General features: G+C 61.5%; 21 protein-coding genes and 1 pseudogene. 8 read left to right on the forward strand and 14 right to left on the reverse strand.

Annotation, left to right across the window (positions count from 1 at the left end; genetic code table 11):
- Positions 1–314: 314 nt before the first annotated feature.
- Positions 315–1,514 carry a serine hydrolase gene (locus tag M6D32_RS24650; RefSeq protein ID WP_298261239.1) on the reverse strand — a complete coding sequence of 400 codons (1,200 nt, stop codon included), beginning with the start codon at positions 1,512–1,514 and terminating at the stop codon, positions 315–317.
- 79 nt (positions 1,515–1,593) lie between these two features.
- On the reverse strand, positions 1,594–2,055 hold the full coding sequence (locus M6D32_RS24655; RefSeq protein ID WP_298261241.1) for an ester cyclase: 462 nt from the start codon (positions 2,053–2,055) through the stop codon (positions 1,594–1,596).
- Between the two features lie 252 nt (positions 2,056–2,307).
- Between M6D32_RS24655 and M6D32_RS24660 the strand changes: the two genes are divergently transcribed.
- Complete coding sequence (locus tag M6D32_RS24660; RefSeq protein ID WP_298261243.1) at positions 2,308–3,009, forward strand: flavin reductase family protein; 702 nt, start codon at positions 2,308–2,310, stop codon at positions 3,007–3,009.
- On the opposite strand, the pseudogene M6D32_RS24665 reads toward M6D32_RS24660, so the two are convergent.
- Together M6D32_RS24665 and M6D32_RS24670 are read right to left on the reverse strand one after the other, a co-directional pair.
- Positions 3,008–3,916: pseudogene (locus tag M6D32_RS24665) on the reverse strand (Ada metal-binding domain-containing protein); the annotation flags it as partial. The gene M6D32_RS24660 and the pseudogene M6D32_RS24665 overlap by 2 nt on opposite strands.
- Positions 3,917–4,139: 223 nt before the next feature.
- Positions 4,140–4,328: a hypothetical protein gene (locus tag M6D32_RS24670; RefSeq protein ID WP_298261245.1), complete on the reverse strand. Its 189-nt coding sequence runs from the start codon at positions 4,326–4,328 to the stop codon at positions 4,140–4,142.
- Between the two features lie 29 nt (positions 4,329–4,357).
- Between M6D32_RS24670 and M6D32_RS24675 the strand changes: the two genes are divergently transcribed.
- Complete coding sequence (locus M6D32_RS24675) at positions 4,358–4,675, forward strand: HU family DNA-binding protein (protein WP_298261247.1); 318 nt, start codon at positions 4,358–4,360, stop codon at positions 4,673–4,675.
- A 48-nt stretch (positions 4,676–4,723) separates the two neighbouring features.
- Here M6D32_RS24675 and M6D32_RS24680 read toward each other — a convergent pair whose 3' ends face one another.
- Positions 4,724–5,809, reverse strand: a complete 1,086-nt coding sequence (locus M6D32_RS24680; RefSeq protein ID WP_298261249.1) for a substrate-binding domain-containing protein — start codon at positions 5,807–5,809, stop codon at positions 4,724–4,726.
- Positions 5,810–5,925: 116 nt separating this feature from the next.
- Between M6D32_RS24680 and M6D32_RS24685 the strand changes: the two genes are divergently transcribed.
- Positions 5,926–7,413 (forward strand): aldehyde dehydrogenase family protein, encoded by a 1,488-nt coding sequence (locus M6D32_RS24685; protein WP_298261251.1) that lies wholly within the window; start codon positions 5,926–5,928, stop codon positions 7,411–7,413.
- A gap of 61 nt (positions 7,414–7,474) precedes the next feature.
- Here the strand turns inward: M6D32_RS24685 and M6D32_RS24690 are convergent, their stop codons facing one another.
- A complete protein-coding gene (locus M6D32_RS24690) occupies positions 7,475–8,824 on the reverse strand; it encodes an LLM class flavin-dependent oxidoreductase (protein ID WP_298261254.1) in 1,350 nt (449 codons plus the stop codon).
- 529 nt (positions 8,825–9,353) lie between these two features.
- On the opposite strand from M6D32_RS24690, the gene M6D32_RS24695 reads away from it, so the two are divergent.
- The gene (locus M6D32_RS24695; RefSeq protein WP_298261256.1) at positions 9,354–10,427 is read left to right on the forward strand and encodes an isocitrate/isopropylmalate dehydrogenase family protein; all 1,074 of its coding nucleotides are present in this window, start codon (positions 9,354–9,356) and stop codon (positions 10,425–10,427) included.
- Positions 10,428–10,518: 91 nt separating this feature from the next.
- On the opposite strand, the gene M6D32_RS24700 is transcribed toward M6D32_RS24695, so the two are convergent.
- From M6D32_RS24700 to bioB, 4 genes are read right to left on the reverse strand one after another with little or no spacing between them, the layout of a single operon-like run.
- Positions 10,519–11,772: an adenosylmethionine--8-amino-7-oxononanoate transaminase gene (locus M6D32_RS24700; protein WP_298261258.1), complete on the reverse strand. Its 1,254-nt coding sequence runs from the start codon at positions 11,770–11,772 to the stop codon at positions 10,519–10,521.
- Complete coding sequence (gene bioD / locus M6D32_RS24705) at positions 11,772–12,404, reverse strand: dethiobiotin synthase (protein WP_298261260.1); 633 nt, start codon at positions 12,402–12,404, stop codon at positions 11,772–11,774. Before bioD ends, M6D32_RS24700 begins: the two co-directional genes overlap by 1 nt.
- Positions 12,404–13,540 (reverse strand): 8-amino-7-oxononanoate synthase, encoded by a 1,137-nt coding sequence (locus tag M6D32_RS24710; protein ID WP_298261262.1) that lies wholly within the window; start codon positions 13,538–13,540, stop codon positions 12,404–12,406. Before M6D32_RS24710 ends, bioD begins: the two co-directional genes overlap by 1 nt.
- Positions 13,537–14,511, reverse strand: coding sequence for a biotin synthase BioB (gene bioB / locus M6D32_RS24715; protein ID WP_298261280.1), 975 nt, complete (start codon positions 14,509–14,511; stop codon positions 13,537–13,539). Before bioB ends, M6D32_RS24710 begins: the two co-directional genes overlap by 4 nt.
- Positions 14,512–14,673: 162 nt before the next feature.
- On the opposite strand from bioB, the gene M6D32_RS24720 reads away from it, so the two are divergent.
- Positions 14,674–15,312 (forward strand): GntR family transcriptional regulator, encoded by a 639-nt coding sequence (locus M6D32_RS24720; protein ID WP_298261264.1) that lies wholly within the window; start codon positions 14,674–14,676, stop codon positions 15,310–15,312.
- Between the two features lie 367 nt (positions 15,313–15,679).
- Here the strand turns inward: M6D32_RS24720 and M6D32_RS24725 are convergent, their stop codons facing one another.
- Both M6D32_RS24725 and M6D32_RS24730 read right to left on the reverse strand, forming a co-directional pair.
- Positions 15,680–16,729, reverse strand: coding sequence for a hydroxyacid dehydrogenase (locus tag M6D32_RS24725; RefSeq protein WP_298261266.1), 1,050 nt, complete (start codon positions 16,727–16,729; stop codon positions 15,680–15,682).
- A gap of 26 nt (positions 16,730–16,755) precedes the next feature.
- Positions 16,756–17,727, reverse strand: a complete 972-nt coding sequence (locus M6D32_RS24730) for a tripartite tricarboxylate transporter substrate binding protein (protein ID WP_298261268.1) — start codon at positions 17,725–17,727, stop codon at positions 16,756–16,758.
- Between the two features lie 225 nt (positions 17,728–17,952).
- Here M6D32_RS24730 and M6D32_RS24735 point away from each other — a divergent pair, with 225 nt between their 5' ends.
- Positions 17,953–18,507 carry a thiamine pyrophosphate-binding protein gene (locus tag M6D32_RS24735; RefSeq protein WP_298261270.1) on the forward strand — a complete coding sequence of 185 codons (555 nt, stop codon included), beginning with the start codon at positions 17,953–17,955 and terminating at the stop codon, positions 18,505–18,507.
- A gap of 175 nt (positions 18,508–18,682) precedes the next feature.
- A complete protein-coding gene (locus M6D32_RS24740; RefSeq protein ID WP_298261272.1) occupies positions 18,683–19,294 on the forward strand; it encodes a thiamine pyrophosphate-dependent enzyme in 612 nt (203 codons plus the stop codon).
- 297 nt (positions 19,295–19,591) lie between these two features.
- On the opposite strand, the gene gcl is transcribed toward M6D32_RS24740, so the two are convergent.
- Positions 19,592–21,391 (reverse strand): glyoxylate carboligase, encoded by a 1,800-nt coding sequence (gcl, locus tag M6D32_RS24745; protein ID WP_298261274.1) that lies wholly within the window; start codon positions 21,389–21,391, stop codon positions 19,592–19,594.
- A gap of 294 nt (positions 21,392–21,685) precedes the next feature.
- On the opposite strand from gcl, the gene M6D32_RS24750 reads away from it, so the two are divergent.
- A complete protein-coding gene (locus M6D32_RS24750) occupies positions 21,686–22,537 on the forward strand; it encodes an SDR family NAD(P)-dependent oxidoreductase (RefSeq protein WP_298261276.1) in 852 nt (283 codons plus the stop codon).
- A gap of 457 nt (positions 22,538–22,994) precedes the next feature.
- Here the strand turns inward: M6D32_RS24750 and M6D32_RS24755 are convergent.
- Positions 22,995–23,676: IclR family transcriptional regulator C-terminal domain-containing protein (locus tag M6D32_RS24755; RefSeq protein ID WP_298261278.1), on the reverse strand; the 682-nt coding region annotated here is incomplete at its 5' end.

The following is a 23,676-nucleotide window of genomic DNA, read 5'->3' on the forward strand; positions in this document are numbered from 1 at the left end:
TGCCTCACTTACCCCCAACTCGCTAACTTCTCAGAGACAATGGTACGTGAGCAAAACAACCCTGTTCTCTTCTGAAGTCGGCAGGCTCATAAGTACAGGCCCATCGCGAAACTCCTTTTCGTGCGCGTGGTGGCTCACGAGCCGGGGCGTTTCGTCGATGGGCCACAGCTGGAAATGTCAAACTTCTACTGCCACCCCGGCAGAGCCGGGGGGTCTCCCATTGGACTAGAATCACATAATTGGCTAGTGCTCCTTTGATTCCGAAGTTCGTAAACGTGGAGCCGCAACATGGTACGAACTTCGGAATCGGAGCACTAGTGCTGCCGAAAGTGATCGCTCATTGCCTCGGCAAATGTCATCGTCAGGTCGATGAGGTCCTTATCGAGCGGAGGCGGCTGCGAGGAGACTTTTGCGATGACGAGTTCGTTCGCTCTATCGACAAAGATGTTCTGGCCGTAGACGCCTAGCCCCAGCGCCATATCTCGATCTCGGAGAACGTACCATTTGTCGCGATAATGCATGGGACGATCGCCGAAATAGGAAATCAGATCGCCGGCCGCCCAGGCCTTGGGGTCGCCGCCACCTAGCATGTCTTCGATCCAGCCAGCGGGAATGATCGGGGTGCCGTTTCGACGGCCGTTCTGCACGATCAACTGGCCGACCCGGGCAAGATCCATCGTTGTGGTGCAGATACCACCAGCGCAGCGAGGCGCTCCGAAGCGATCGACCGTAACATAAGCAGAGCATTGGGCACCCATGGGTTTCCACAACAAGGTGCTCTGGAGATCGGCGAATCGGACGCCACTGGCTCGCTCCAGTATCCAACCTAACAGGTCGGTATTGGTCGAAACGTAGTGGAATGGTCCGCCATCTGGGCCACTCCGCTTCTTCAAACTGGCGAGGAAGTTACGAAGATCGTCCGGACGCTCCCCCGGACTCAACGGGTTCCAGTTCGTCGCCTTGCGGTATTCGACAATCGGACCGGACGTTGCGAGATAATCCTCATCGAAATCTATTCCGACGCGCATGTCGAGCACGTGGCGCACCGTCGCATCGGAATAGACCGAATCCTTGAGCTCTGGGATGACTGAAACAACGGCTTGCTCTGGATCAAGCTTGCCCTGCTCAATGAGGATGCCGGCGACAATAGCAGTGAGCGATTTCGAGACCGACATAAGGATGTGTGGCGTGTCCGAGGTCATTCCGTTGCTGTAGTGCTCAAGAATGACCTTGCCCCGGTGCAAGATGACCAGGCCATCGGTTTCGGTTTCGCCGACGAACTTATCGATACCGTACGGCTTGCCGCTGTGATCGAAGCGAAACGGAGCGAAATCCTTCGGCTCGGACTCAAGCTTCCATACATCACCCGGTGCGTTGGGAATATCGGCCGAGGGCACAATTTCCCGCACATGCTGAAATGCCCATTTGTTATAGGGGGCCGTTCGCCAATTTGCCAAAGTCACCTGACCGGATTCTGCCGAAGGAAAACCTGACATCAGCGGGGACGATGACACGAAAGAACTCTCCCTGAAATTGCTTGCCTCATGCGCCGAAGCGGCGCTCCATGGAGTGCCGCTTCATGTGGTCGAGCGCTCACGAAGGCGTCGAAGGATGCAGAATGAGGCCGAGCTGAGTCAATGCCGTCACGCCGTCATCGAGTCCGATTTCCTGGATGATCATGCCGTTGACCACCTTCAGAACGGTCGTCCCCGTGAAGTGCAACTTGCGGCCCGTTGCGGCCGGCAAGCTGCCCGCCAGAAGATCGGTGAATGCCGCACCGGTGTGCGTGCCTCCACCTTCCCATTGTCCGACCACATAATCGCCTTCGGCGATCAGGTCCGCCGTGCCAGTGAAGTTAAGGTCAGGGAAGGCGGCGCGGAAGTGGGTGATAGCCGCCTTGATCTGGGCCCGACCGCGACGGGGTTCATGCAGCGAGTAGTTCTGCAGCGTGTCAGGGGCCGCAATGTCGTCGACGACACCGAGGTTGAAGGTCTTACCCCAAAATTCGGTGAACCAGCGGCCGACGACCGCCTTGTTATCATTTTCCTTCGACATGTCTTGATCTCTCTGTTCGTTCCGATTTGTCACCGGAAGCATCAAGCTTCCGACGCCAACACTAGACGGGCGACATCGTAGCCACGCTCCGTTTCTTGCCGGCGTATCCAAATCTTTGCTGCTCGCGAGTTCGATTCAAAAGCAACAAGCGGAGTGTCGCCTCGGCCCCTGCCCGATAGGTCTGATTCCGGTCAACAACATCACGCGCGGCATCGAACCCGCTGCGTCGCCGCGCGCCAGGAGGGGATCACGATGGATATCGAGGTTGCTACAACGCCAATGCTGCAGAGAAGCGAGCCACCGATACTTTATGTCGGCACGCCGGTGGTGTTGATCAGCACCTGCAACGAAGACGGTTCCGCGAATCTCGCGCCGATGTCGTCTGCGTTCTGGCTCGGATGGCGCGGCGTACTCGGCCTTGACCGGTCGTCGAAGACGGTCGCGAACATCATCCGCACCAACCAATGCGTGCTCAACCTGCCGTCCGTGGCGCAGGTCGATGCGGTCGACCGCATCGCGCTGACGTCAGGATCAGAGGTCCTGCCGCCGCACAAGGTGACGCGCGGCTACCGCTTCGAGAAGGACAAGTTCGGGACCGCAGGGCTGACCCCCATTGCGTCGGAGACCGTCGATCCGCCGCGCGCCAGGGAATGCCCGATCCAGATGGAAGCCGTCGTTGAGCACAAGTACGAGATGTCCGAAAACGATCCGGCATTCCGTGGGCGCCGGATCCTGTTTGAATTGCGTATTCAGCGGGTGTTTGTCGAGCCGTCGATCCTTGCCGACGGCGATCCGAACAGGATCGACCCCGACAAGTGGCGGCCGCTGATCATGAGCTTTCAAAAATTCTTCGGTCTTGCCGATCGCCAGCCCCGAGCTTCGCGCCTGTCGCAAATCCCGGAAGCGCTCTACAAGGGCGTGGATATCGAGCGGTCGAGGGAGCCAATAGCGTAACGCTTGAATAGGAGAAGGTTTGCCCAGCCGGAATTTCCTGCAAGGCTTGCCACACGCGCCGCTGAAACGCGGTGCCGCGCACGTCGAGGGGAAGGTTCAGACCGATTTGCTGCATCTCGACGAAACCGACAACGCGCACGACCACGGACTCATATTCCCTGTCGCCGCCGACCAGCCGCGCGTTCGGAAAACGATCCTGAAGATCACGCACAAGTTCGTCCGGATCGTTACCGATCAAGATCGACGCCACACCCTTGTCGCTTGACGCCACCAATATTGCGCCGAGCGAAGATTGGCCCACCGCGAAACGGATGTCTTCATTTGCGCCGCCGGCGCGATATCGCGTCGGTGTCATCCCCAGCATGGTCCTGGATTTTTCGTAGAAGCGGCCGCTGGAGTTGAATCCCGCATCATACATGGCCTCCGTCACGCTGCGACCCTTTGCAAGCCCATCGCGGACGCGGGAAGCCTTGTGGGCCTCAGCGTAGTCCTTCGGCGTAACGCCCGTTATAGTTTTGAACAAGCGATGGAAGTAGCTGGTGCTCAGATTGGCCGCCCGCGCGAGACCTTTTAATGAAGGGACGTCTTCACTCCCTTCGATCAAACGGCACGCTTTGGCGACGATCGCCGCATTCTCGACATCGGCTGACGGGCCATCGGGATTGCAGCGCTTGCACGGCCGAAAGCCGGTGGCTTTAGCTTCGGCCAGCGAACCGTGAATCCCGACGTTCCTGGGATTGGCTGACCTCGAAGGGCACGACGGCCGGCAATAAACGCCGGTGGTCGCAACCGAGTACCAGAATTGCCCATCAGCCGAACGGTCGCGCGCCAGGACGCGCACCCAGCGAGGGTCAGCCTCAACCGTCGCCTCCGGTCGAATGCAGGCGGCTTGCGATTTTGCAGTCATTTTCGGTCCTTCGCGAGTCCCAGGCGTCGACTGCCCGTTCTGCTTTGACCGTACCGATCGCGTCTTTTTGACGCCGGAACCACCCGTTTTCCGAGCAGTGTCGCGGGTAACCTTTCCGGCGGGGTGAAGAGTCCGCCGCGGTTCATTGGCTGCAAGTCGGTGAATTCGGCGATGACTGCCTTGCGGCCGCGGCTCCATTGATGCCCATTCCAGATCGTTATATTTATGAAAAAATAGCGATACCCGGTGCCACCGTCCAGCCTGCGCCGGAGTAGCGGCGTTCCGCGATCCGAAAAAAAGGGCATTGCTGTGGCTTGAACGTGAACGCCGCCGTTATTCTAACGGGCACAAGCTGGCCGTCGGCGCATTCCAGTTCTGGACAACCTTCGATTCCGGCGATAATGCGCGTCACGTCCAGCTTCTCACAGACAGGTATCTACGATGGCCAAAATGACAAAAACCCAGTTGATCGACGCGATCGTCGAGGGTACCCAGGTTTCCAAAAGCGATGTAAAGGCGGTGATCGAGACAATGGCGGCCGTCGGCTACAAGGAGCTGAACGAAACCGGCGAGTTCGTGATTCCCGGCTTCGCGAAGCTGTCAGTCGTGAACAAGCCCGCGAAGGAAGCCCGAGCCGGCATTAATCCCTTCACCAAAGAGCCGATGGAATTTGCCGCCAAGCCCGCCAGCAGGTCGGTGAAGGCATCACCGTTGAAGGTCGCCAAGGACTCCGTGCTTAATCCACATACGGATAACTAACACCGCGGTGGAGGGCACCGCCCGCCCGATGGTTGCAAATGCCGCGCTTTATTTGCTGCCTTCCAGGCGATCGAGAAATTCCTTCACCGAATATACGACGCCGGTGTCGGTCGCCCGGTAACCCGGCAGCGCCGCGACCGCCTGCTGAAACTCCTGCCCCTTCATGATATCGAGCACCCGCCGCATTGGCTCGGTCTCCAGGAAGACCTGCCGGCAGGCGAAGACGTAGTCCTCGGTCAGAAGACGGATGAAGTCGAGGCCGAACTGACGCGCAGCCGCTTCAACGCCGAAGGCCACGTCTGCCATTCCGCTTGCAACATAGGCGGCTACCGCAGCGTGCGTAAATTCGATCTGCTGCGCGCCGTTGATCTTCGCCTCGTCGATTCCGTGCAGCGCCAGCAGCTGATCGAACAACAGGCGCGTTCCCGAATCATGGTCGCGGTTGACAAAACGCGCTTTGGTACGCACGACGTCTTCCAGCGATGAAATCTTCAGCGGGTTGCCTCGTTTCACCATCAGCCCGATCTCGCGCGTGACGAAGCTGACAATCCGGTCCTGGCGCGGATCGAGCCATTCCTTGCAGGCCTGAATACCCTTCGCGCGCAATTCGCCGCGCGGCAAATGCACGCCGGACAGGTCGCAGGCGCCTTGCGCCAGCGACACCAACGAATGCTGGTTGCTGACGTAACGCAGGTCGACGCCGATGCCGGGCTCGCGGTCCAGCAGTTCGCGAAGCTTCGACACGGCAAAGCCGTGACTGGCATGAACGCGAATGACGGAGGGACGTTGATGCAGGAAGGGCTTGATCTCGGTTGCCAGTTCCTGCGCGAGATTTTCGAGCTGCGGACCAAGGCGCGCCTGCATTCGCTCCCCGGCCCAGACCAGCTTTTCCCCGAACGCGGTGAGCCGCGAGCCCTTGCCGCGCTGGGTTTCGACCAGCGGCACGCCGAAAAACTGCGACCATTGCTCCACCAGATTCCAGACGTGACGGTAGGACAGGTGCGCGTCTTGCGCCGCGCTGGTGAGTTTTCCGGTTTTACGGATTTCGTTGAGAACGCCGAGCATCACCACGACGCTTTGCGGACTGTCCTCCTTGTGAAATCGCCAGACGGGCTCGATCTCGATGTGCAGCACGCTTCACCTCAATTATGAATTACAATTCATATATTGTCGGGCCATAGGTAATAAATATCATATTTACTTCAGTAGATAACCTCCTATCTTCAAATACAAGCGATGGAGGAAATATGATGTCAATTGCATATGACTATACCCCGGAGACCGCCGCGGCGGAATTCCTGCGCAAGCCGCACCAGCTTTTGATCGACGGCAAGCGCGTTCCGTCCTCCTCGGGCCGCACCTTCAAATCGCTCAACCCCGCGACCGAACAGATCATCGCCACCATTGCCGAAGGCAACGAGGTCGACGTGGACCGCGCAGTTGCCGCCGCACGCCGCGCCTTTGAAGGCCCCTGGCGCACGATGCGCCCGGCCGAGCGCGGCCACCTCCTGTTCAAATGGGCCGAACTTCTGAAGCGGCATGCGGACGAAATCGTCGAGATCGAGAGCCTGGACGGTGGCAAGCCAATCTCGGCCACGCTGCGTCAGGATTTTCCAGCCGCCATCGACACGCTGACCTATTATGCCGGCTGGGCCGACAAGATCAGCGGCGATGTCGTTCCGACGCGCGACGATGCGCTGACCTATACGGTTCGAGAGCCGGTCGGCGTCGTGGCGGCGATCGTGCCGTGGAATTTCCCGCTGATGATCGGGATGTGGAAGCTGGCCCCTGCCCTGGCATGCGGCTGCACGATCGTCATGAAGCCGGCCGAATTGACCTCGCTGTCGGCGCTGCGGATCGGCGAACTGGCACTGGAAGCCGGTATTCCGCCCGGCGTGCTCAACATCGTGACCGGTCCGGGCCGCGTCGTTGGCGACGCGCTTGTCAACCATCCCGACGTCGACAAGGTCACCTTCACGGGTTCGCCTGGCGTCGGCCGCGGCATCATGAAAGGCGCCGCCAGCAACTTCAAACGCGTCTCGCTCGAGCTCGGCGGCAAGTCTGCCAACGTGATCTTCGATGACGCCAATCTCGACGCGGCTGCCAAGGCGGCCGCCGCCGGCATCTTCTTCAACGCGGGACAGGTCTGTTCGGCGGGTGCGCGTGTGCTGGTTCAGGAAGGAGCCTATGACGAAGTGGTGGAGCGTCTCACGGCGCGCGCCAAGGCGCTTCGCGTCGGCGATCTGCTCGACCGCAATACCTCCCTGGGGCCCGTCATTTCCGAAAAGCAAATGCGGTCGATCCTCGACTATGTCGATATCGGACAGAAGGAAGGCGCAACGCTCGCCACCGGCGGCGAGAGGATCGGAAAGCGTGGCTACTTCATCAGCCCGGCGGTGTTCGCCGGCGTGAAGCACGAGATGCGGATCTCGCAGGAAGAGATCTTCGGGCCTGTCGTCAGCGTCATCAAGTTCAAGGATGAGGCTGACGCCTTGCGGATGGCCAACGGCACGGCCTACAGCCTGGCGGCCGGCGTCTGGAGCCGCGATATCCTCCGCGCGCAACGTTTCGCCAAGCGGGCGCGCGCCGGCACTGTCTGGATCAATACCTACGGCTACACCGATGTGCGTTTGCCGTGGGGTGGCGAGCGTGACTCCGGCCTTGGCCGGGAGCACGGCACTGCGGCGATCGAGAACTTCACCGAGCCGAAAGCGGTCTGGGTGAATCTCGCCGCTTAAGGGCAAACTGGCTGCCTGAAACTTGCAATGCGCGGACGGGCGCGTCCGCGCGTTGTTTTGTTCAAGAGGATTTTTCTCTCGCGCGAGATACCAGCTTCGGCAGACCCAGATTTTCCCGCAGCGTCACGCCCTCGTAGTCACTGTGGAACAGGCCGCGGCGCTGCAACTCCGGCACGACCAGGCGGACGAAATCCTCGTAAGTACCGGGCACGTGGCTCGCCGCGATCACGAAGCCATCGCAGCCGCCGCCGGTGAACCACTCCTCGAACTTGTCCGCGACCATCTTGGGCGAGCCAACGAAGGTCGGCATCTCGCGCAACGTTCCCCTGCCGCTGAACTGAACGAAATCGCGCACCGTTGGATTCGATTTGCCGCTCACCTGAACGACGCGATCCCGCAGCGCTTGCATGCCGCTGATCGCCTGCAGCTCCTCGAACGTAAACGGCTCGTCGATCGGCTTTGTCGCAAAGTCGAAATTGAGCACCTCCGACAGCAGCACCAGCGCGTCGATCGGCTTCGCAAGCGCATCGATGGCGGCGAATTTGTCTTCCGCCTCGCCTTGCGTTTCCGCGACCACGGGATAGACCGCCGGCGCGATGCAGGCATCGCGTCCCTTCTCGGCAAATGCGCGCTTGAAATCCGGGTACTGCTTTTTGGCAACGTCGAGGTTCGGGTAGACTACGAAGATCAGTTCGCCCCATTGCGCGGCGAACGCCTTGCCCCGGCCGCTTTGTCCGGCCTGGATGACCACCGGATGACCTTGCGGCGAACGCGGCACCGTGAACGGCCCGCGCGATTTGAAGAAATTTCCTTGATGGTCGAGACGGTGCACTTTCGAAGGGTCTGCGAATAGCCCGGCCTCGCGGTCGAAGCTCAGGGCATCATCTTCCCAGCTATTCCAATGCCCGAGCACCACCTCCATGAATTCATCGGCGCGGTCATATCGCAGATCGTGGCCGAGATGCTTCGATGCGCCGAAATTGGCAGCCTCCGAATCGTTCAGCGAGGTAACGACGTTCCAGGCGGCGCGGCCGTTCAGCAGAAGGTCCATCGTCGCAAACACACGCGCGACATGAAATGGCTCATAATAGGTCGTCGAGTAGGTGACGCCGATACCGAGCCGCCCCGTTGCAAGCCCCATCGTCAGCGCGACCGCAATCGGATCGAGCTTGGCGGCGCGAATTCCGTGGCGGATCGTTTCCTGGAAATCGTCACCATAGCGGTCGGGTATCGCCAGCCGATCATCAAAGAACGCGAGATGAAACTTTCCCCGCTCGAGCGTGCGTCCGATGTCCTCGTAATATTCGCGCGAGAACCAGTTTGATTTCGACGAAGGATGGCGCCAGGAAGCCGGATAGTTCGAACAATTCTGGGCCTGCAGGAAGCCGATCAGTTTCATCTGCCCCGTCATGGCACCCTTCCCTCATCCCGTCCGGCGCGGGCAGCAGGGCCCATCACACGGCGATCGGTGGCCCTTGATGAGGGAAGAGCATATTTGTTTTATCCCGCTCCTTCCAGAGCGGCCGACAGCGGAAAGGGCCGCCGTCCAAAGGGAGACAAAGAACTCCCGCCCGACACAGCATCCCAACAGGCCATGAGTCTGAAAACGCGGTCAGTAGACCGGGACGAGCTGACACTCCAGACATCTCCGAAGACCTGCTCACGAAAAACTCGGATCGAACATAGCTGATGGCACGCTGCGCGGGCGAACAAGCCCGTGGCTATGGTTGCCTTTCGAAGAAGAAACGTGCAATTAGCCGGTAACACGGCGGAGGCACGGCAAGCCCGCTTGAGCATTCTGACGGCCGGCGCATGCTGAAGTTTGCGCGGCCGGTTTCACCTGGCGTGATTTCGTAGCCTCCGAAGAAATGACGTAGTGATGTTGGTAAACGACCAGGTCGGCAGGCGCCTGACGGCGCTGCCGCATCAGGAGAGAAGAGATGCGCCTATTCGTTCTGCCGGGCGACGGTATCGGCCCGGAAATTTCTCAGGCCACGGTCGCCGTTCTTCAAGCTGCCGACCGCGTGTTCGAACTCGGCCTATCGTATGACTTCGAAGAAATCGGCTTTGTCAGCCTGGAAAAATACGGCACGACCTTGCGCGACGAAACCGTCGAGCGGGCCAAGAGCTACGACGGCATTATCCTGGGACCGGTGTCGCACATGGACTATCCGCCTCGCGACAAAGGCGGCCCGAACCCGTCGGCCCAGTTCCGGGTCCAGCTCGACCTCTACGCCAACGTGCGGCCGGCCCGCTCGCGTCCGTTCCTGAACGCAAACGGAAAGGAAATGGACCTCGTCATCATGCGCGAGGCGACCGAAGGCTTCTACCCCGACCGCAACATGTTCAAGGGCTCCGGCGAGTTCATGCCGACGCCCGACGTCGTCATCTCAATGCGCAAGCTGACTGCCCATGGGTGTGAGCGCATCGCCCGCGCCGCCTTTGCACTCGCCATGAAACGGCGCAAGAAGGTGACGGCGATCCACAAGGCCAACAACTTCATCCTGTCGGACGGCTTCTTCCTGGAGAAGGTACGCAAGGTCGCTGCCGAATTTCCGGAAGTCAGCGTCGACGATGTGATCATCGATGCCATGGCGGCGCACCTGGTCCGTCATCCCTCACGCTACGATGTGGTGGTCGCTACCAATTTCCACGCCGATATTCTCTCGGATCTGGCGAGCGAGCTTTCGGGAGGCCTCGGCCTCGCCGGCTCGATCAATGCGAATGCCGAAACGGGGCGCGTTTGCGCGCAGGCCCAGCACGGCTCGGCACCTGATATCCAGGGCCAGAACAGGGCCAATCCGACTTCGCTGATCCTGTCCGCCGGCATGATGCTGAGCTGGCTCGGGGAGCAGCGCAAGCTTCCCGCGTTTGAAGCGGCCGGTGCTGCGATCGATCGCGCGGTCGATGCCGTGCTGGCCGATCCCAAGACCCGCACCCCCGATCTCGGCGGTCCGCTCGGTACCGACGCATTCGGCGAACAGGTGGCACGGCGCGTGGCAGAACGGGTGTAGAGAACGGGCGTAGAAAGAGAGCGAAAGGCCCGCTACGTCGCACCGGCCAGTAGCAGACCTGCTCTCGCAAATGCCCCTCTCGGCGCGATCGTTACAGGCTCGCGGCCTCGGCAATCCCCACATAAATCTCGTCGAGATCGGTCTGTGCGATGCAGTAAGGCGGCATGACGTAGATCGTATTGCCGAGCGGACGCAGCAGCAGGTTTCGACCGCCGAAGAAGGCAAGCAGCCTTGGCCCAATTCCAGCGAGATAGCCGCCGTCCTTCACATCAAGGTCGAGCGCCGTGATCGTGCCGGTCCGGCGCACATTCCTGAAACGCGCGTCGGCGCGAAAAGGCCTGAGTGCTTGTTCCTGCATTTCCGCCGCGGACCTCACTCGGGCGAGAACCGCCGGATCGCTCCACAAGTCGAGGTTCGCGCTCGCCGCCGCACAGGCAATTGGATTGGCCGTATACGAACTGGAATGAAAGAAGGTACGACTGCGATCGTGCGAGAAATGCGCATCGAAGATCTCGGCCCGGCAGAGGGTCACGGCGAGAGGCAGCGCACCGCCGGTCAACCCCTTCGAGTAACAGGCGATGTCAGGCACGACGTCGGCCTGTTCGCAGGCAAACAGCGTCCCGGTCCGGCCCCAGCCGGTCATCACCTCATCGGCGATAAACCAGACGTGGTAAGCCTCGCAAATCCGTCTCATCTCCTTCAGCACCCAGGCGGGATACATCAGCATGCCGCCCGCTCCCAGGATCAGCGGCTCGACGATGAAGGCGGCCGGCTTGTCGCGGCAGGCAGTTTCCAGCGCATCGAGCGTGTCCTGCTCTTGCCCTTCCGCTGGAAACGGCACTGTCGCGACGTCGAACAGCAGCGGACCATAAGCGGCATTGAAGACGCCGCGGGCGCCGACCGACATCGCGCCAATAGTGTCGCCGTGGTAGGAGTGCTGCATCACGACGATGCGCGAGCGCGGTTCGCCGATGTTGTGCCAGTAGCCGAGCGCCATCTTCAGCGCCACCTCGACACTGGTCGAGCCAGAGTCGGAGAAGAACACATATTCAAGGGCGGGCGGCGCAAGCTTGAGGATCGCGGATGCGACCCGTTCGGCTGGCTCATGCGTATGGCCGGCGAAAATGATCTGGTTGAGTTGTTCCGCTTGTTTTTGAATCGCCTGCACGATTGGCGGATGGCAATGGCCGTGGGTGACCACCCACCATGACGCGATCGCGTCGATGATGCGACGGCCATCGGTCGAGAAGAGATAGGCGCCCTCGCCGCGCGCGACCCTGACCATGTCAGGCTGAAGCGCGTGCTGCGTGAACGGATGCCAGATGGGGGACGCCCTTCTGCGCATCACAGGCCGAAATCGCTTGCTTTGAACGATGCGGCGAAGGCCTCGCGCAGTGTGGCTCGCGTCAGCGGCGAAAGCCGCGGCAGCCGCCCAAGGCGCTTGACGCCGCCGATCTCGCAGATCATACGCTCGCTTTCCGGATAGATGTCGCCGAGGAAGGCAACGCCAAGCAGTTCGACATCGTGGCGTCGCAATGCTTCAATCGACAGCAGCGAATGGTTGATGGTGCCAAGCGCCGTTCGCGCGCAGAGCACCACCGGAAGACGCCATCGCGCGAACACATCAATATAGAGCGTGGGCGGATCGAGCGGCACCATCAGCCCGCCCGCGCCCTCGATCACCAGCGGCCGGCCACCGGTAGCAGGGATGGTTAGCGCTGCCGTGTCAATACGAACGCCGTCGATCGCGGCCGACTGATGCGGCGAGACCGGCGTCTTCAGACGGTATCGCTCCGGCAGGATCCGATCGGGAGACAAGCCGCCCAATCGCGCGACGATTTCAGAGTCCGTCTCGGCTTCAAGGCCGGACTGGATCGGTTTCCAGTAGCAGGCTTGAAGCAGATCGGCGAGACCGGCGGCAAACACGGTCTTGCCGATTTCGGTATCGGTGCCGGTCACCACGATCGGTCGGCGCATCAGCTCTCGCCTCCAGTCACCTCGGCAAGCGCATCGAGCATGGCGCGCACATCGTTCTCGTCGACATTATTAGTGAGGGAAATTCGCAAGCGTGCGGTGCCCGGTGGCACCGTCGGCGGGCGGATTCCCCTGACGTCGAAGCCGCGCGCCTGCAAGCCGCCAGCAAGATCCATCGCCCGCGCATTGTCGCCGACGATATAGGGAATGATCTGCGAACCCGAGAATTGCCATCCCTGTCGCGCCCCGATCTCCTCTCGGGCAACGCCGATCAACTGCGTCAGGCGCTGTTGATGTTCCGGCTCCTCGCGCAGAGTCGACAACGCCTCCTCGACGGCGACCGCCAACAGCGGTGATGGTGCGGTGGAGAAGATAAACGGACGGCAGCGGTTGACGATGAAGTCGCGCAGCAGTTTGGTCGTCGTCACCAGCGCGCCAGCGGCGCCCAACGCTTTGCCGCAGGTATGAATGGCGATGAGATTCTCGCGTCCCTCATAGGCGGCGGTGAGTCCGCGCCCCCCTGGGCCGAAGACGCCGGTGGCATGCGCCTCGTCGATCATCAGGAACGCATCGTGCCGGCCGGCAATCTCGCTGAGCGCTTCGAGCGGCGCGAAGTCGCCGTCCATGCTGTAGAGGCTCTCGGCGACGATCCAGATCCGCCCCTTGCCGCCTTCCGACCGCCAACTGCGGATCACCTCTTCGACCGAGTCGGCGTCGTTATGCGCATTAAAGCGAAACTCGGCGCGGCCGGCGCGCGCGCCTTCGTGGATGCTGGCATGAACGAGTTGGTCCAGCACCAACAGGTCGTCCCGTTGCGGCAGGGTCGTGATAACAGCGAAATTCGCGGTATAGCCGGTCGCAAAGAAGATCGCGGCTTCCGCGCCGAAAAACCGCGCCGCTTCCGCTTCAAGGCTTTCGTGCTCGGCGCAATTGCCTCGCAAGAGCCGCGATCCGCCGGCGCCGATTGGCGTGCCGGCTGCAACGGCCGCAGCAATGGCTTTCCGCATGCGCTGGCTATTCGCCAAAGCGAGATAGTCGTTGGAGGAAAAATCGATGCCGGCACGCGGCTTCAGGCTGCGCAGCCGATCGTCACTCTTTAGCGCATCGAGCGCTGAAACATAGCTTGTCGCGAAGTTCACGCCGGCGTCCGGTTAAGAGCCGAGGTCATGCCGAGCCGCCCGAGCAGGTCAGCGTCGCGCGTGGTTTGCGGATTCTTCGTGGTCAGAAGCACGTCGCCGATGAAGATCGAGTTGGCGCCTGCTAGGAAGCACAATGCCTGCAGCTCGTCGGTCATGTATTGCCGCCCGGCCGAGAGACGAACGACGCTGTTCGGCATCATGATGCGGGCGACCGCAACGAGCCGCGCCAAGACGATCGGATCCGGACGTTCGGCGGTGTCATTGACCGGCACGCCCTTCACTTCGTTCCACAGGTTGATCGGAACGCTCTCGGGATGTTCAGGCAGATTGGAAAGCAGCACCAGCATGCCGAGACGATCGTCGACTTCCTCGCCCATTCCGATGATCCCGCCGCAGCAAACCTTGATACCGGCCTCACGCACATGGGCGAGCGTATCGATGCGATCCTGCAAGGTGCGCGTCGTGATGATCTGGTCGTAGAATTCCGGCGAGGTGTCGACGTTGTGGTTGTAGAAATCGAGCCCGGCCTCGCGCAGGCGTGCGGCTTGCGGGGCGGTCAGCATGCCCAGCGTCGCGCAGGTCTCCATGCTGAGGTCTTTCACCGCGCTCACCATGCGGCAGACCTCGTCGAGATCACGCTCCTTCGGATTGCGCCAGGCGGCCGCCATGCAGAAGCGGGTCGCGCCCGCGTCGCGCGCGCGCCGCGCTGTCGCGACCACGTCGGCCTGCGCCATCAGCTTGGTCGCTTTCACCCCGGTGTCGTAATGCGCACTCTGCGAGCAGTACCCGCAGTCCTCCGGGCAGCCGCCGGTCTTGATACTGAGCAGGCTCGCGGTCTCGACGTGATTGGGATTGAAGTGCGCGCGATGAACGCTCTGGGCGCGAAACATCAGATCGGCAAAAGGCAGATCATAAAGTGCCAGCGCCTCCGCACGCGTCCAGTCGTATCGGAGGGCGTTGACGCCGTGCATGTCCTGAACCTGGCCGTCATTGCGCGCTTCAGCCAATCCATCCGCCATCACATCGCCCTTTCTTTTTATAGATAATACAGACACTTATCTATAATCATGTTCGATGGCTTTAGGTTAGCCGACGCTTGTCGATCCCGCACTCAATTTTGTAATAGATAATCTATGAATGAGACCAACGAGAGCGCCACCATCGTGACCCGGATCGCTGAGGCTATCGCCGAGCGCATCATCGCCGGGACCCTCAAGCCGGACGCGCCGCTCCGGCAGGATCACGTCGCGCGCGAATTCAACTCGAGCCATGTCCCGGTTCGCGAAGCCTTTCGCCAGCTCGAAGCGCAGCACCTTGTCGTCGCCCTTCCCCGCCGCGGCGTGCGGGTCGCGCCGCTCGACGCGGCTTCCATCCGCGAGATTTCCGAGATGCGCGCTGCGCTCGAAGTGGTGGCGCTGCGCCACGCCGTGCCGCGGCTGACGCAGGCTCATCTCGCCAAGATCGAACTGGCGCTGATCGAGGGCGAAAACGCCGAAACCTTGCAGGAATTCGAAACCGCCAACCGCGCCTTTCACCGGGCGCTGGTCGCGCCCTGCGGTATGCCGCGCCTGCTCGCAAGCCTTGACGGATTGCAACGGGCGAATTCCCGCCTCGTGTTTGCGATGGCGCGCAGCCTGGGCTGGCAGCCGCGGTCCAATCAGGACCATCGCCTCATTCTCGGGGCGTTGCGCGCGCGCAATCCCGAGCAAGCGAGCTCACTGCTCGCCCGCCACATCCAGACCATCGAACGGATGACGGTTCCGGCGGCTTGAAAATGAGATGATCGATCCGCGGGCGTTGGGGTACGCCGCACGAGGGTCGCTCAGGCGCCGGCAGCCGGCAGGCTCTCTGCCGCAATCGCGACGATCTGCGCCAGACGGCGCCCGATACGGGAGCGGGTCGAGCGCAAAAATGAATTCAGGCGGGCCATAACTTCCATCCCAAGACCTTCGTCCAAGCCCTTGGCCTGGAAATCAAAAGTCGTGAAGTAAAGGTATGGGTTCCGGGCCTGCGAAGTCGAGATCGCCGCAAAAATAGCAACAGCGCAAACGCACAGGGCCTCCCCGACAGCAGATTCATTGCCCTCTGGAGCGCCATGAAGAACGAATTCTTCTACGTCCCCCGGGCCGGCCTTAATGGCTAACCCGGCGCAAATCCAAACGTCCGCTCGAAGCGCTTGGCGTAAGCCGGCCAGACCTGCGGATTGACGAGCCGCGGCGGACGCTTGCCGTCGAGCGCATCGAGCATCTGCTCGGCGGCAATTCTCGCCATGTTCTCGCGTGCCTCGGTGGTCACGCCCGCCGTATGCGGGCTCGCGATCACGTTGTCGAACTGCAGAAGCGGATGGTCTGGCGGCGGCGGTTCCTTGGCCCAGACGTCGAGGCCCGCGCCGGCGATGCGCTTGTCGCGCAGCGCCTGCTCCAATGCCACCTCGTCATGGATGAAGCCGCGCGCCGTGGTGATGAAATAGGCATGCGGCTGCATCAGCGCGAATTCGCGCGCGCCGATCATGCCGCGGTTGTCCTTGGTCAGCGGGCACGAGATTGAAACGAAATCCGAGCGGCGCAACAGGTCGTCGAGCGCGACCTTCTCGCCGCCGCGCTCCGCCATTTCGGTTGCGGAGAGATACGGGTCGTAGGCCAGCACGTTCATGCTGAGCAGGCCTTTGCAGAGCGCGGCGATGCGGCGGCCGACATTGCCGAGGCCGATGATGCCGATGGTCTTGCCGTGGACTTCGTTGCCCATTAGCGCGTTGCGATTGACGTTCGCCTCACGCCTGATCACGCGATCCGCTTGAATGATCCGCTTCGACAGCGTGATCAGCATCGCCAGTGCGTGCTCGGCGACCGAATGCGCGTTGCCGCCGGACTGGTTGACCACGATCACGCCGGCCGCCGTGCAGGCCTCGACGTCGACGGGGTCGTAGCCTGCGCCGTTCGATGAGACGATCAAGAGATTGGGGGCGCGGCGAAGCAAATCGGCATTGGCGTGAAAGTGCGGTGCCAGTTCATCGCGCGCCGCACCGATCTGATAAGCATGCGCGGCGGAAAGGATCGGTGCCGCAACCTCGTCGGGGCTTTCATTCTCGAGCCGGTCGAGCCGGACATCGGGGCGCGCTTTCAGGATATCGGCATAGAGCTGGTTGGCAAGATATTTGACGTAGAACACACGCTTGTTGTTGACGGACATCTCTTCGCTTTCGATTTTTATTTCAATCAGTCGGCCGAGATGCCGGCCGCTTTGATAATCGGTCCCCACTTGTCGTAGTCGGCATGGATCTTGGCATCGAGTTGCTGCGGGGTGCTGCCGACCGGCGTGTCGCCGAACTTCTCGAGCCGCTGCTTCACGGTATCCGTATTCAAGGCGGCGACGAAATCCCTGGAGAGCCTCGCAACCACGTCGGGCGGCATTCCGCGCGGACCGAGCACGGCCCACCAGACTTCGGTGGCAAAGCCCGGCAGCGCCTCCGACATCGCCGGCACGTCGGGCAATAGCGGCGATCGCTCAGCCGTCGTCACTGCGAGCGCACGCAGCGTTCCCGCCTTCAACTGGCCCAACGCCTCCGGCGCATTATTGAACGACATCGGAATTTGACCGCCCAGCAGATCGTTGAGCGCGGGCGCCCCACCCTTGTACGAAATGGGCTTGATATCGATCTTCGCCATGCTCTTGAGCAGTTCACCCGCCAGATGCGTCGACGTTCCGGTGCCGGCATGGCCGAAGGAAAGGCTTCCCGGCTTCGCCCGCGCGGTCGACAAGACATCAGCGAGCGACTTGAACGGCGAGTCCGCGCGAACCAGTAGAATGTTCGGCGACGTCGCGAGCAGCGAGATGGGCGTGAAGTCCTTGAAGGTGTCGTAGGGAATGTGGGGATAGAGCAACGGATTGGTGGCGTGTCCGCTCGCCACAACGATCAGCGTGTAGCCGTCGGGCGGCGATGTCACGAGCACCTGCGATGCGATGACGCCGCCCGCTCCCGGCCGGTTTTCGACAACGACCGGTTGGCCCCATTGCTGGGAAACCACGTCGCCCAGGGTGCGCGCGAGAATGTCGACACCACCGCCAGCCGGGTATGGTACCAGGACATGAACGGCTCTCGATGGAAACGGGCTCTCCGCCGACGCCAGGCTGGGCGCAAAAATGGCTGCCGCACACACCGCGCGGCGCGACCATCGGCTCAAGAACATTGTGCTCCAGAACGAGCTGTCCAAGAACCCCACCTCCCGATCTTCCCGTTCGCGTATATTTCTTCGCCTTGTGGCATGCCCGCGCAGAAGCCGCTTCATCGCGTTGCGCAGGTCACACACCAGCGGGGACATGTTGACAATCCTGCCGTTCGCGTCAAGTTCGGCGCCAACGAGGTGGACAACGCAAGAACGCGTGGCAAAAAATTTCACTGGAGGAAATTTTCGATGGCGGCTGCGGACGGACAAGCGTCGCCGATGGGGCTCGGCCAGAAAGCCTGGCACGAGATCGTCTTGCAGACGCTCAAGCGCAACGATATCCGACTCGTGCCCTATGTGCCCGATCGCGTGCTGACGCGCCTGATCAAGGACCTCCACGCCGATCCATTTTTCACGACCTTTCCGACCGCCCGCGAGGAAGAGGCCGTCGGCATCGTTTCCGGCGCCTGGATGGGCGGAATGCGCGGCGCGGTGCTGATGCAGACCTCCGGCTTTGCGACGCTCGCCAATGTGCTGGCCTCGCTCGCGCTGCCCTATCAAATTCCGCTGATCATGTTCGTCTCCGAGCGCGGAACGCTCGGCGAGTTCAACTACGGGCAATCGCTGGTCTGCCGCACCATGCGGCCCGTACTCGATTCGCTTGCGATGGAGCATCACACCGCAACGAGGATCGACGAATTCGAATTCATCGTCGACCGCTCGATCAAGCAGGCGATCGCCACCCAGGCGCCGGTTGCGCTGATCCTGTCGCCGCTGTTGACCGGCGGCAAGGTATTCGACTAGTGCAGCGGATTTGGAGTTCCGATCTGTGTACCCGCGCAATCGTTATCGGAACTCCAAATCCAAAGCTGCACTAGAATAATTTGTTTGCTAGTGCTCCTTCGTTTCCGAAGTTCGCAAGACGAAGGTGCGGCGACAAGATGCGAACTTCGGAAACGGAGCACTAGTGAGCGCCCACATGAACTCTGCGAACACCCCCTCCCGCAACACCAAGGTGATGAACCGGTTCGACCTCACCTCGCGCCTTGTCACGAAGTTGAAAAACGAAGAGGCCGTCGTCGGCGGCATCGGCAACACCAATTTCGATCTGTGGGCCGCCGGTCATCGCCCGCAGAACTTCTACATGCTCGGCAGCATGGGGCTTGCGTTTCCGATCGCGCTCGGCGTCGCGCTGGCGCAGCCGGACAGGCGCGTCTTCGCGCTCGAAGGCGATGGCTCGCTGTTGATGCAGCTCGGCTGTCTGTCGACGATTGCGACGCTGAAGCCGAAAAACCTCACCATGGTCGTGATGGACAACGGCGTCTACCAGATCACCGGCGCGCAGCCGACGCCCGCGGCCGCATCGACCGATCTCATGGCCGTTGCGATCGGTTGCGGGCTGACGGACAGCACCTGGGCCGCCGACGAAGAGGACTTCGAGCGCCTGATCGATCGATCCCTGACCGTGTCCGAACCGATGCTGATCGGCGTGCGGATTGACGACAAGCCGGGAACGGGAACGACCCGCCGCGATCCCGTGCAGATCCGCGAACGCTTCATGCTGGGCCTCGGCGTCCGCGAGGCGCCGTGACGCTCACCTAAGAAGAACGGCCCGAAAACATTCCGGCCGTCCCTCCACGCAGCAGAAATCGCCAGGCGACTTTATTGAGTGATCCGGATCACGCGCGCATATGCTGGTCGATGATCAGCAGCGAAGCTGGCCGTCACGAGCATTCTTTTCTGCTAGTGCCGCCCATTTTGACGCTCCTGCACCGCAAGCGGCGAATTCGATCCAAGAGCGTCAAATAGCAAAGCGGAAAGGTGCGTGCTGAAGCGTAGCACGAACTTCGGAAAGTGGGCACTAGGCGCTTCCTAAAAGCCCCGCCGGCTACACCGGAAGCAGCTGGACCGAAGGTTCCGCCGCGAGACTCGCGGGCTCGTCATCCAGCGGCAGATCGAAAACCTCCTCGAACTCGACGACATTGTCGATCTCGGTGCCCATCGCGACGTTGGTCACGCGCTCCAGGATGAATTCGACCACCACCGGGACCTGATGCTTCTTCATGAGCTCGCGCGCGCTGGCAAAAGCAGCCTGCGCATCCTTCGGGTCGGTGACGCGGATCGCCTTGCAACCAAGCCCCTCGGCAACGGCCACGTGATCGACGCCGTAGACACCGAGTTCCGGCGCGTTGACGTTCTCGAACGACAATTGCACATGGTAGTCCATGTCAAACCCGCGCTGCGACTGGCGGATCAGGCCGAGATACGAATTGTTCACGACGACGTGGATGTATGGCAGCTTGAACTGCGCACCGACGGCGAGCTCCTCGATCAGAAACTGGAAATCATAGTCGCCCGAAAGCGCGACGATCTCGCTATCGGGATCGGCGGCGCGCACGCCAAGCGCGGCCGGCAGCGTCCAGCCCAGCGGACCCGCCTGCCCGGCATTGATCCAGTTGCGAGGCCGGTAGACGCTGAGGAATTGCGCGCCGGCGATCTGTGACAGTCCGATGACGCTGATATAGCGGGTGTTGCGGCCAAAGGCCTTGGTCATCTCCTCATAGACGCGCTGCGGCCTGATCGGCACGTTGTCGAAGTGGCTCTTGCGCAGCATCGAGCGCTTGCGATCGCGGCACGCCGCCGGCCACGCCTGCCGCTCCTTCAGTTTGCCCGCCTTGCGCCATTCCTTCGCAACGCTCACGAACAATTCGAGCGCCGCCCTGGCGTCGGAGACGATGCCGAGGTCGGGATTGAAGACGCGCCCGATCTGTGTCGGCTCGATATCGACATGCACGAAGGTGCGTCCCTTGGTGTAGGTCTCGACCGAGCCGGTGTGCCGGTTGGCCCAGCGGTTGCCGATGCCCAGCACGAAATCGGATTGCAGCATCGTCGCGTTGCCGTAGCGATGGCTGGTCTGCAGGCCCACCATGCCGGCCATCAGCACGTGATCGTCGGGGATGACACCCCACGCCATCAGCGTCGGCACCACCGGCACGTTGGCGATCTCGGCAAACTGCACCAGAAGATCGCTGGCATCGGCGTTGATGATGCCACCGCCGGCGACGATCAGAGGGCGATCGGCGGCATTGAGCATCTCGAGCGCCTTCTCGACCTGCTTGCGCGTCGCGGCGGGCTTGTAGACCGGCAACGGCTCGTAGGTATCGACGTCGAACTCGATTTCGGCGACCTGCACGTCGAACGGCAAGTCGATCAGCACTGGACCGGGACGGCCCGACCGCATGACGTGGAACGCCTGGCTGAAGACGCGCGGCACCAGCGCCGGCTCGCGCACGGTCACGGCCCACTTCGTCACGGGCTTGGCGATCGATTCGATATCGACCGCCTGAAAGTCTTCCTTGTAGAGCCTTGCGCGCGGCGCCTGGCCGGTGATGCACAGGATCGGGATCGAATCCGCAATCGCCGAGTAAAGCCCCGTGATCATGTCGGTTCCGGCCGGGCCGGACGTGCCGATGCACACGCCGATATTGCCGGCCCTGGCGCGGGTGTAACCCTCGGCCATGTGCGAGGCGCCCTCGACATGACGCGCCAGAATATGGCTGATCGAGCCATTCTTCTTCAGCGCGGAGTACAACGGATTGATCGCGGCGCCCGGAACGCCGAAGGCGCAGACGATGCCTTCCTTTTCCAGAATCTTCACAGCCGCATCGACTGCCCGCATCTTCGCCATGTTGCGCTCCATCCGACAATTTTCGTAGCGGGGATCATCGGGCGGAGCGGCACTCCATCTCAACGGATACGATCTTATTTCCCGCGAGACGGCATGTTTTCGGATTTTTCACGTCCGCTCAAAACGTTAGCGGCGAGAAAAAATGGAATCTGCACGAGGCCAAAGTGCTGCGTCGACGCAGGCGATTCAGCGGCCCTCGCAGTGGTTCAACTGTTGGGAGAGCTACCATTGCCAAGCAACCGACCCAATGAAACAATAGCGGCTCTGGCCAAATAGAAGCGCAAGGAGGCGTGCATGAAAGACCTGTCTGGAAAGACCGCCTTCGTCACGGGCGCCGCATCGGGTATCGGACTGGGCATCGCCACTGCGCTGTCGCAGGCTGGGGTGAAGGTGATGTTATGCGATATTGAGGAAGAGGCGCTAGCCCAGGCGGTAGCGACCCTCAAGCTCACCAACGCCGATGTTGATGGTGTAAGAGCTGATGTCTCACTCAAGGCTGAGCTCCAGATTGCAGCGGACGCCACCGTCGCGCGGTATGACAAGATCCATATTCTGGTCAACAATGCGGGGGTTGGCGGCGCCGGCTACTACGGCCACTGGTCCGACGCGGGTTGGAATTGGGCTCTGGGCGTCAATCTGATGTCGGTGATCTGGGGGATCGAGATTTTTGGCCCGCTCATTGAAGCGCACGGTGAGGGAGGACAGATCGTCTCCACCGCGTCAATCGCCGGACTGATTTCAGGGGGAGTAGCTCCTTCGTACAATGTGAGCAAATATGGCGTCGTTGCGCTCTCCGAGGGACTGCGCAGCACCCTCGCGCCGCGGGCAATCGGAGTGTCCGTTCTGTGTCCGGGTTTTGTTCGCACGCAAATCACGAACTCGCTCCGAAATGCCCCTCAGGGGTTCGTCAGCACTCTTGGACCTCTCCCGACAGAAGGACCGATCGCTGAGCTAATCAAAGAATTTCAGGGGCGGGTATCCAAGGGCATCGATCCGCTCTATGTCGGCGAATTGGTTCGAGAAGGCATCGAAGATGACTGGCCATACATCTTCACTGACACTGAGTTCGAGCCCTTAATCGACGACCGCTTCGCCGCGATAAAGAAGGGCTTCGACCATATCCGCGAGCGCCAGCCGCGACGTTAAGCGCAGCTAATGTGTGATTGATGGGCGGGATGGACGACACTGCACCAGTGCTGTCGCCTAGAATATGCTGCATGCCGTTGGAACGTCGCTCATTGTGAAGGTTTTCGGACGCCGGCCCTCACAGCCGCGGCACCGTCAATCATTGGGGCGGCATCCGAAACCCTTCGCAGTTGCCGACGTGGGCGGTGTGGGCCGTTGGCACCATGGTAGTCGCAGTAGGCTTTTGTTACGCGCTAATGGCGTGGGGCGCCTTGGGCGGTCCGGAGACACGGCCCGGTTCGTGGGTCCACCGATGGCTTCGCCAGCGCTTTGGTATCCGCGCTCCTTACTGATGCTCGACGAAGTCGCCATTTGCCCTTAGCGGACATTCAACGGCGCGCCCGCGACGTCCGTTTCTGTGAAGGTAAAGCGGACATCACTGCGCCAGCATTGGCGTCCCAACGGATGAGTACACGCCCTACGGAACCATTTCCGGGACGGGCGGCAACACGCCGCCCAGCACGACGGTCAGTTCGGCCGCGACCGAACGCACGATGCAGCCGAGAACCGGCAGCCTCTCGTCGGTGATCCGGCTGGTCATGCCGGAGATGGAGATGGCAGCCAACGGCTCGCTGCAATCGTTATAAACGACGGATGCAATGCAACGCAGCCCCATGCGGGCTTCCTCGTCGTCGACCGCATAGCCGCGCTGCCGAATCTGTTCGAGCTCCTTGAACAGCTCGCCTGGCCGCACGATCGACTTTTCGGTCAACCGCGGCATGCCCTGCCGGCAGATGATGGCGTTGACGTCCTCGTTCGAATAAGTGGCAAGCACCGCCTTGCCGACGCCGGACGCCACCATCGCGACGCGGCCGCCGACCTTGGTCAGCGAGCGCATGATCTCGCGGCTTTCGATGCGGGTGAGCACGATGATGGATTCGTCGTCGACGACAGCGAGGTTGGCGGTTTCGCGGGTCTGGTCGCGCAACTTGCGCAGATAAGGCATCGCCTGCGCCGTGAAATTGCGGCGGCGAGCGAAGGTGGCGCCGACGGAAAAACTCCGGGCGCCGACATGCCACTTGGATTCATAACGGTCGAAATGGACGAAGCGGCGCTTTTCCAGCGTCGCCAGCAGGCGATGGGCGGTCGACGTCGACAGG

It is taken from the genome of Bradyrhizobium sp. (assembly GCF_027307225.1).
Classification (GTDB): Bacteria; Pseudomonadota; Alphaproteobacteria; order Rhizobiales; family Xanthobacteraceae; genus Bradyrhizobium.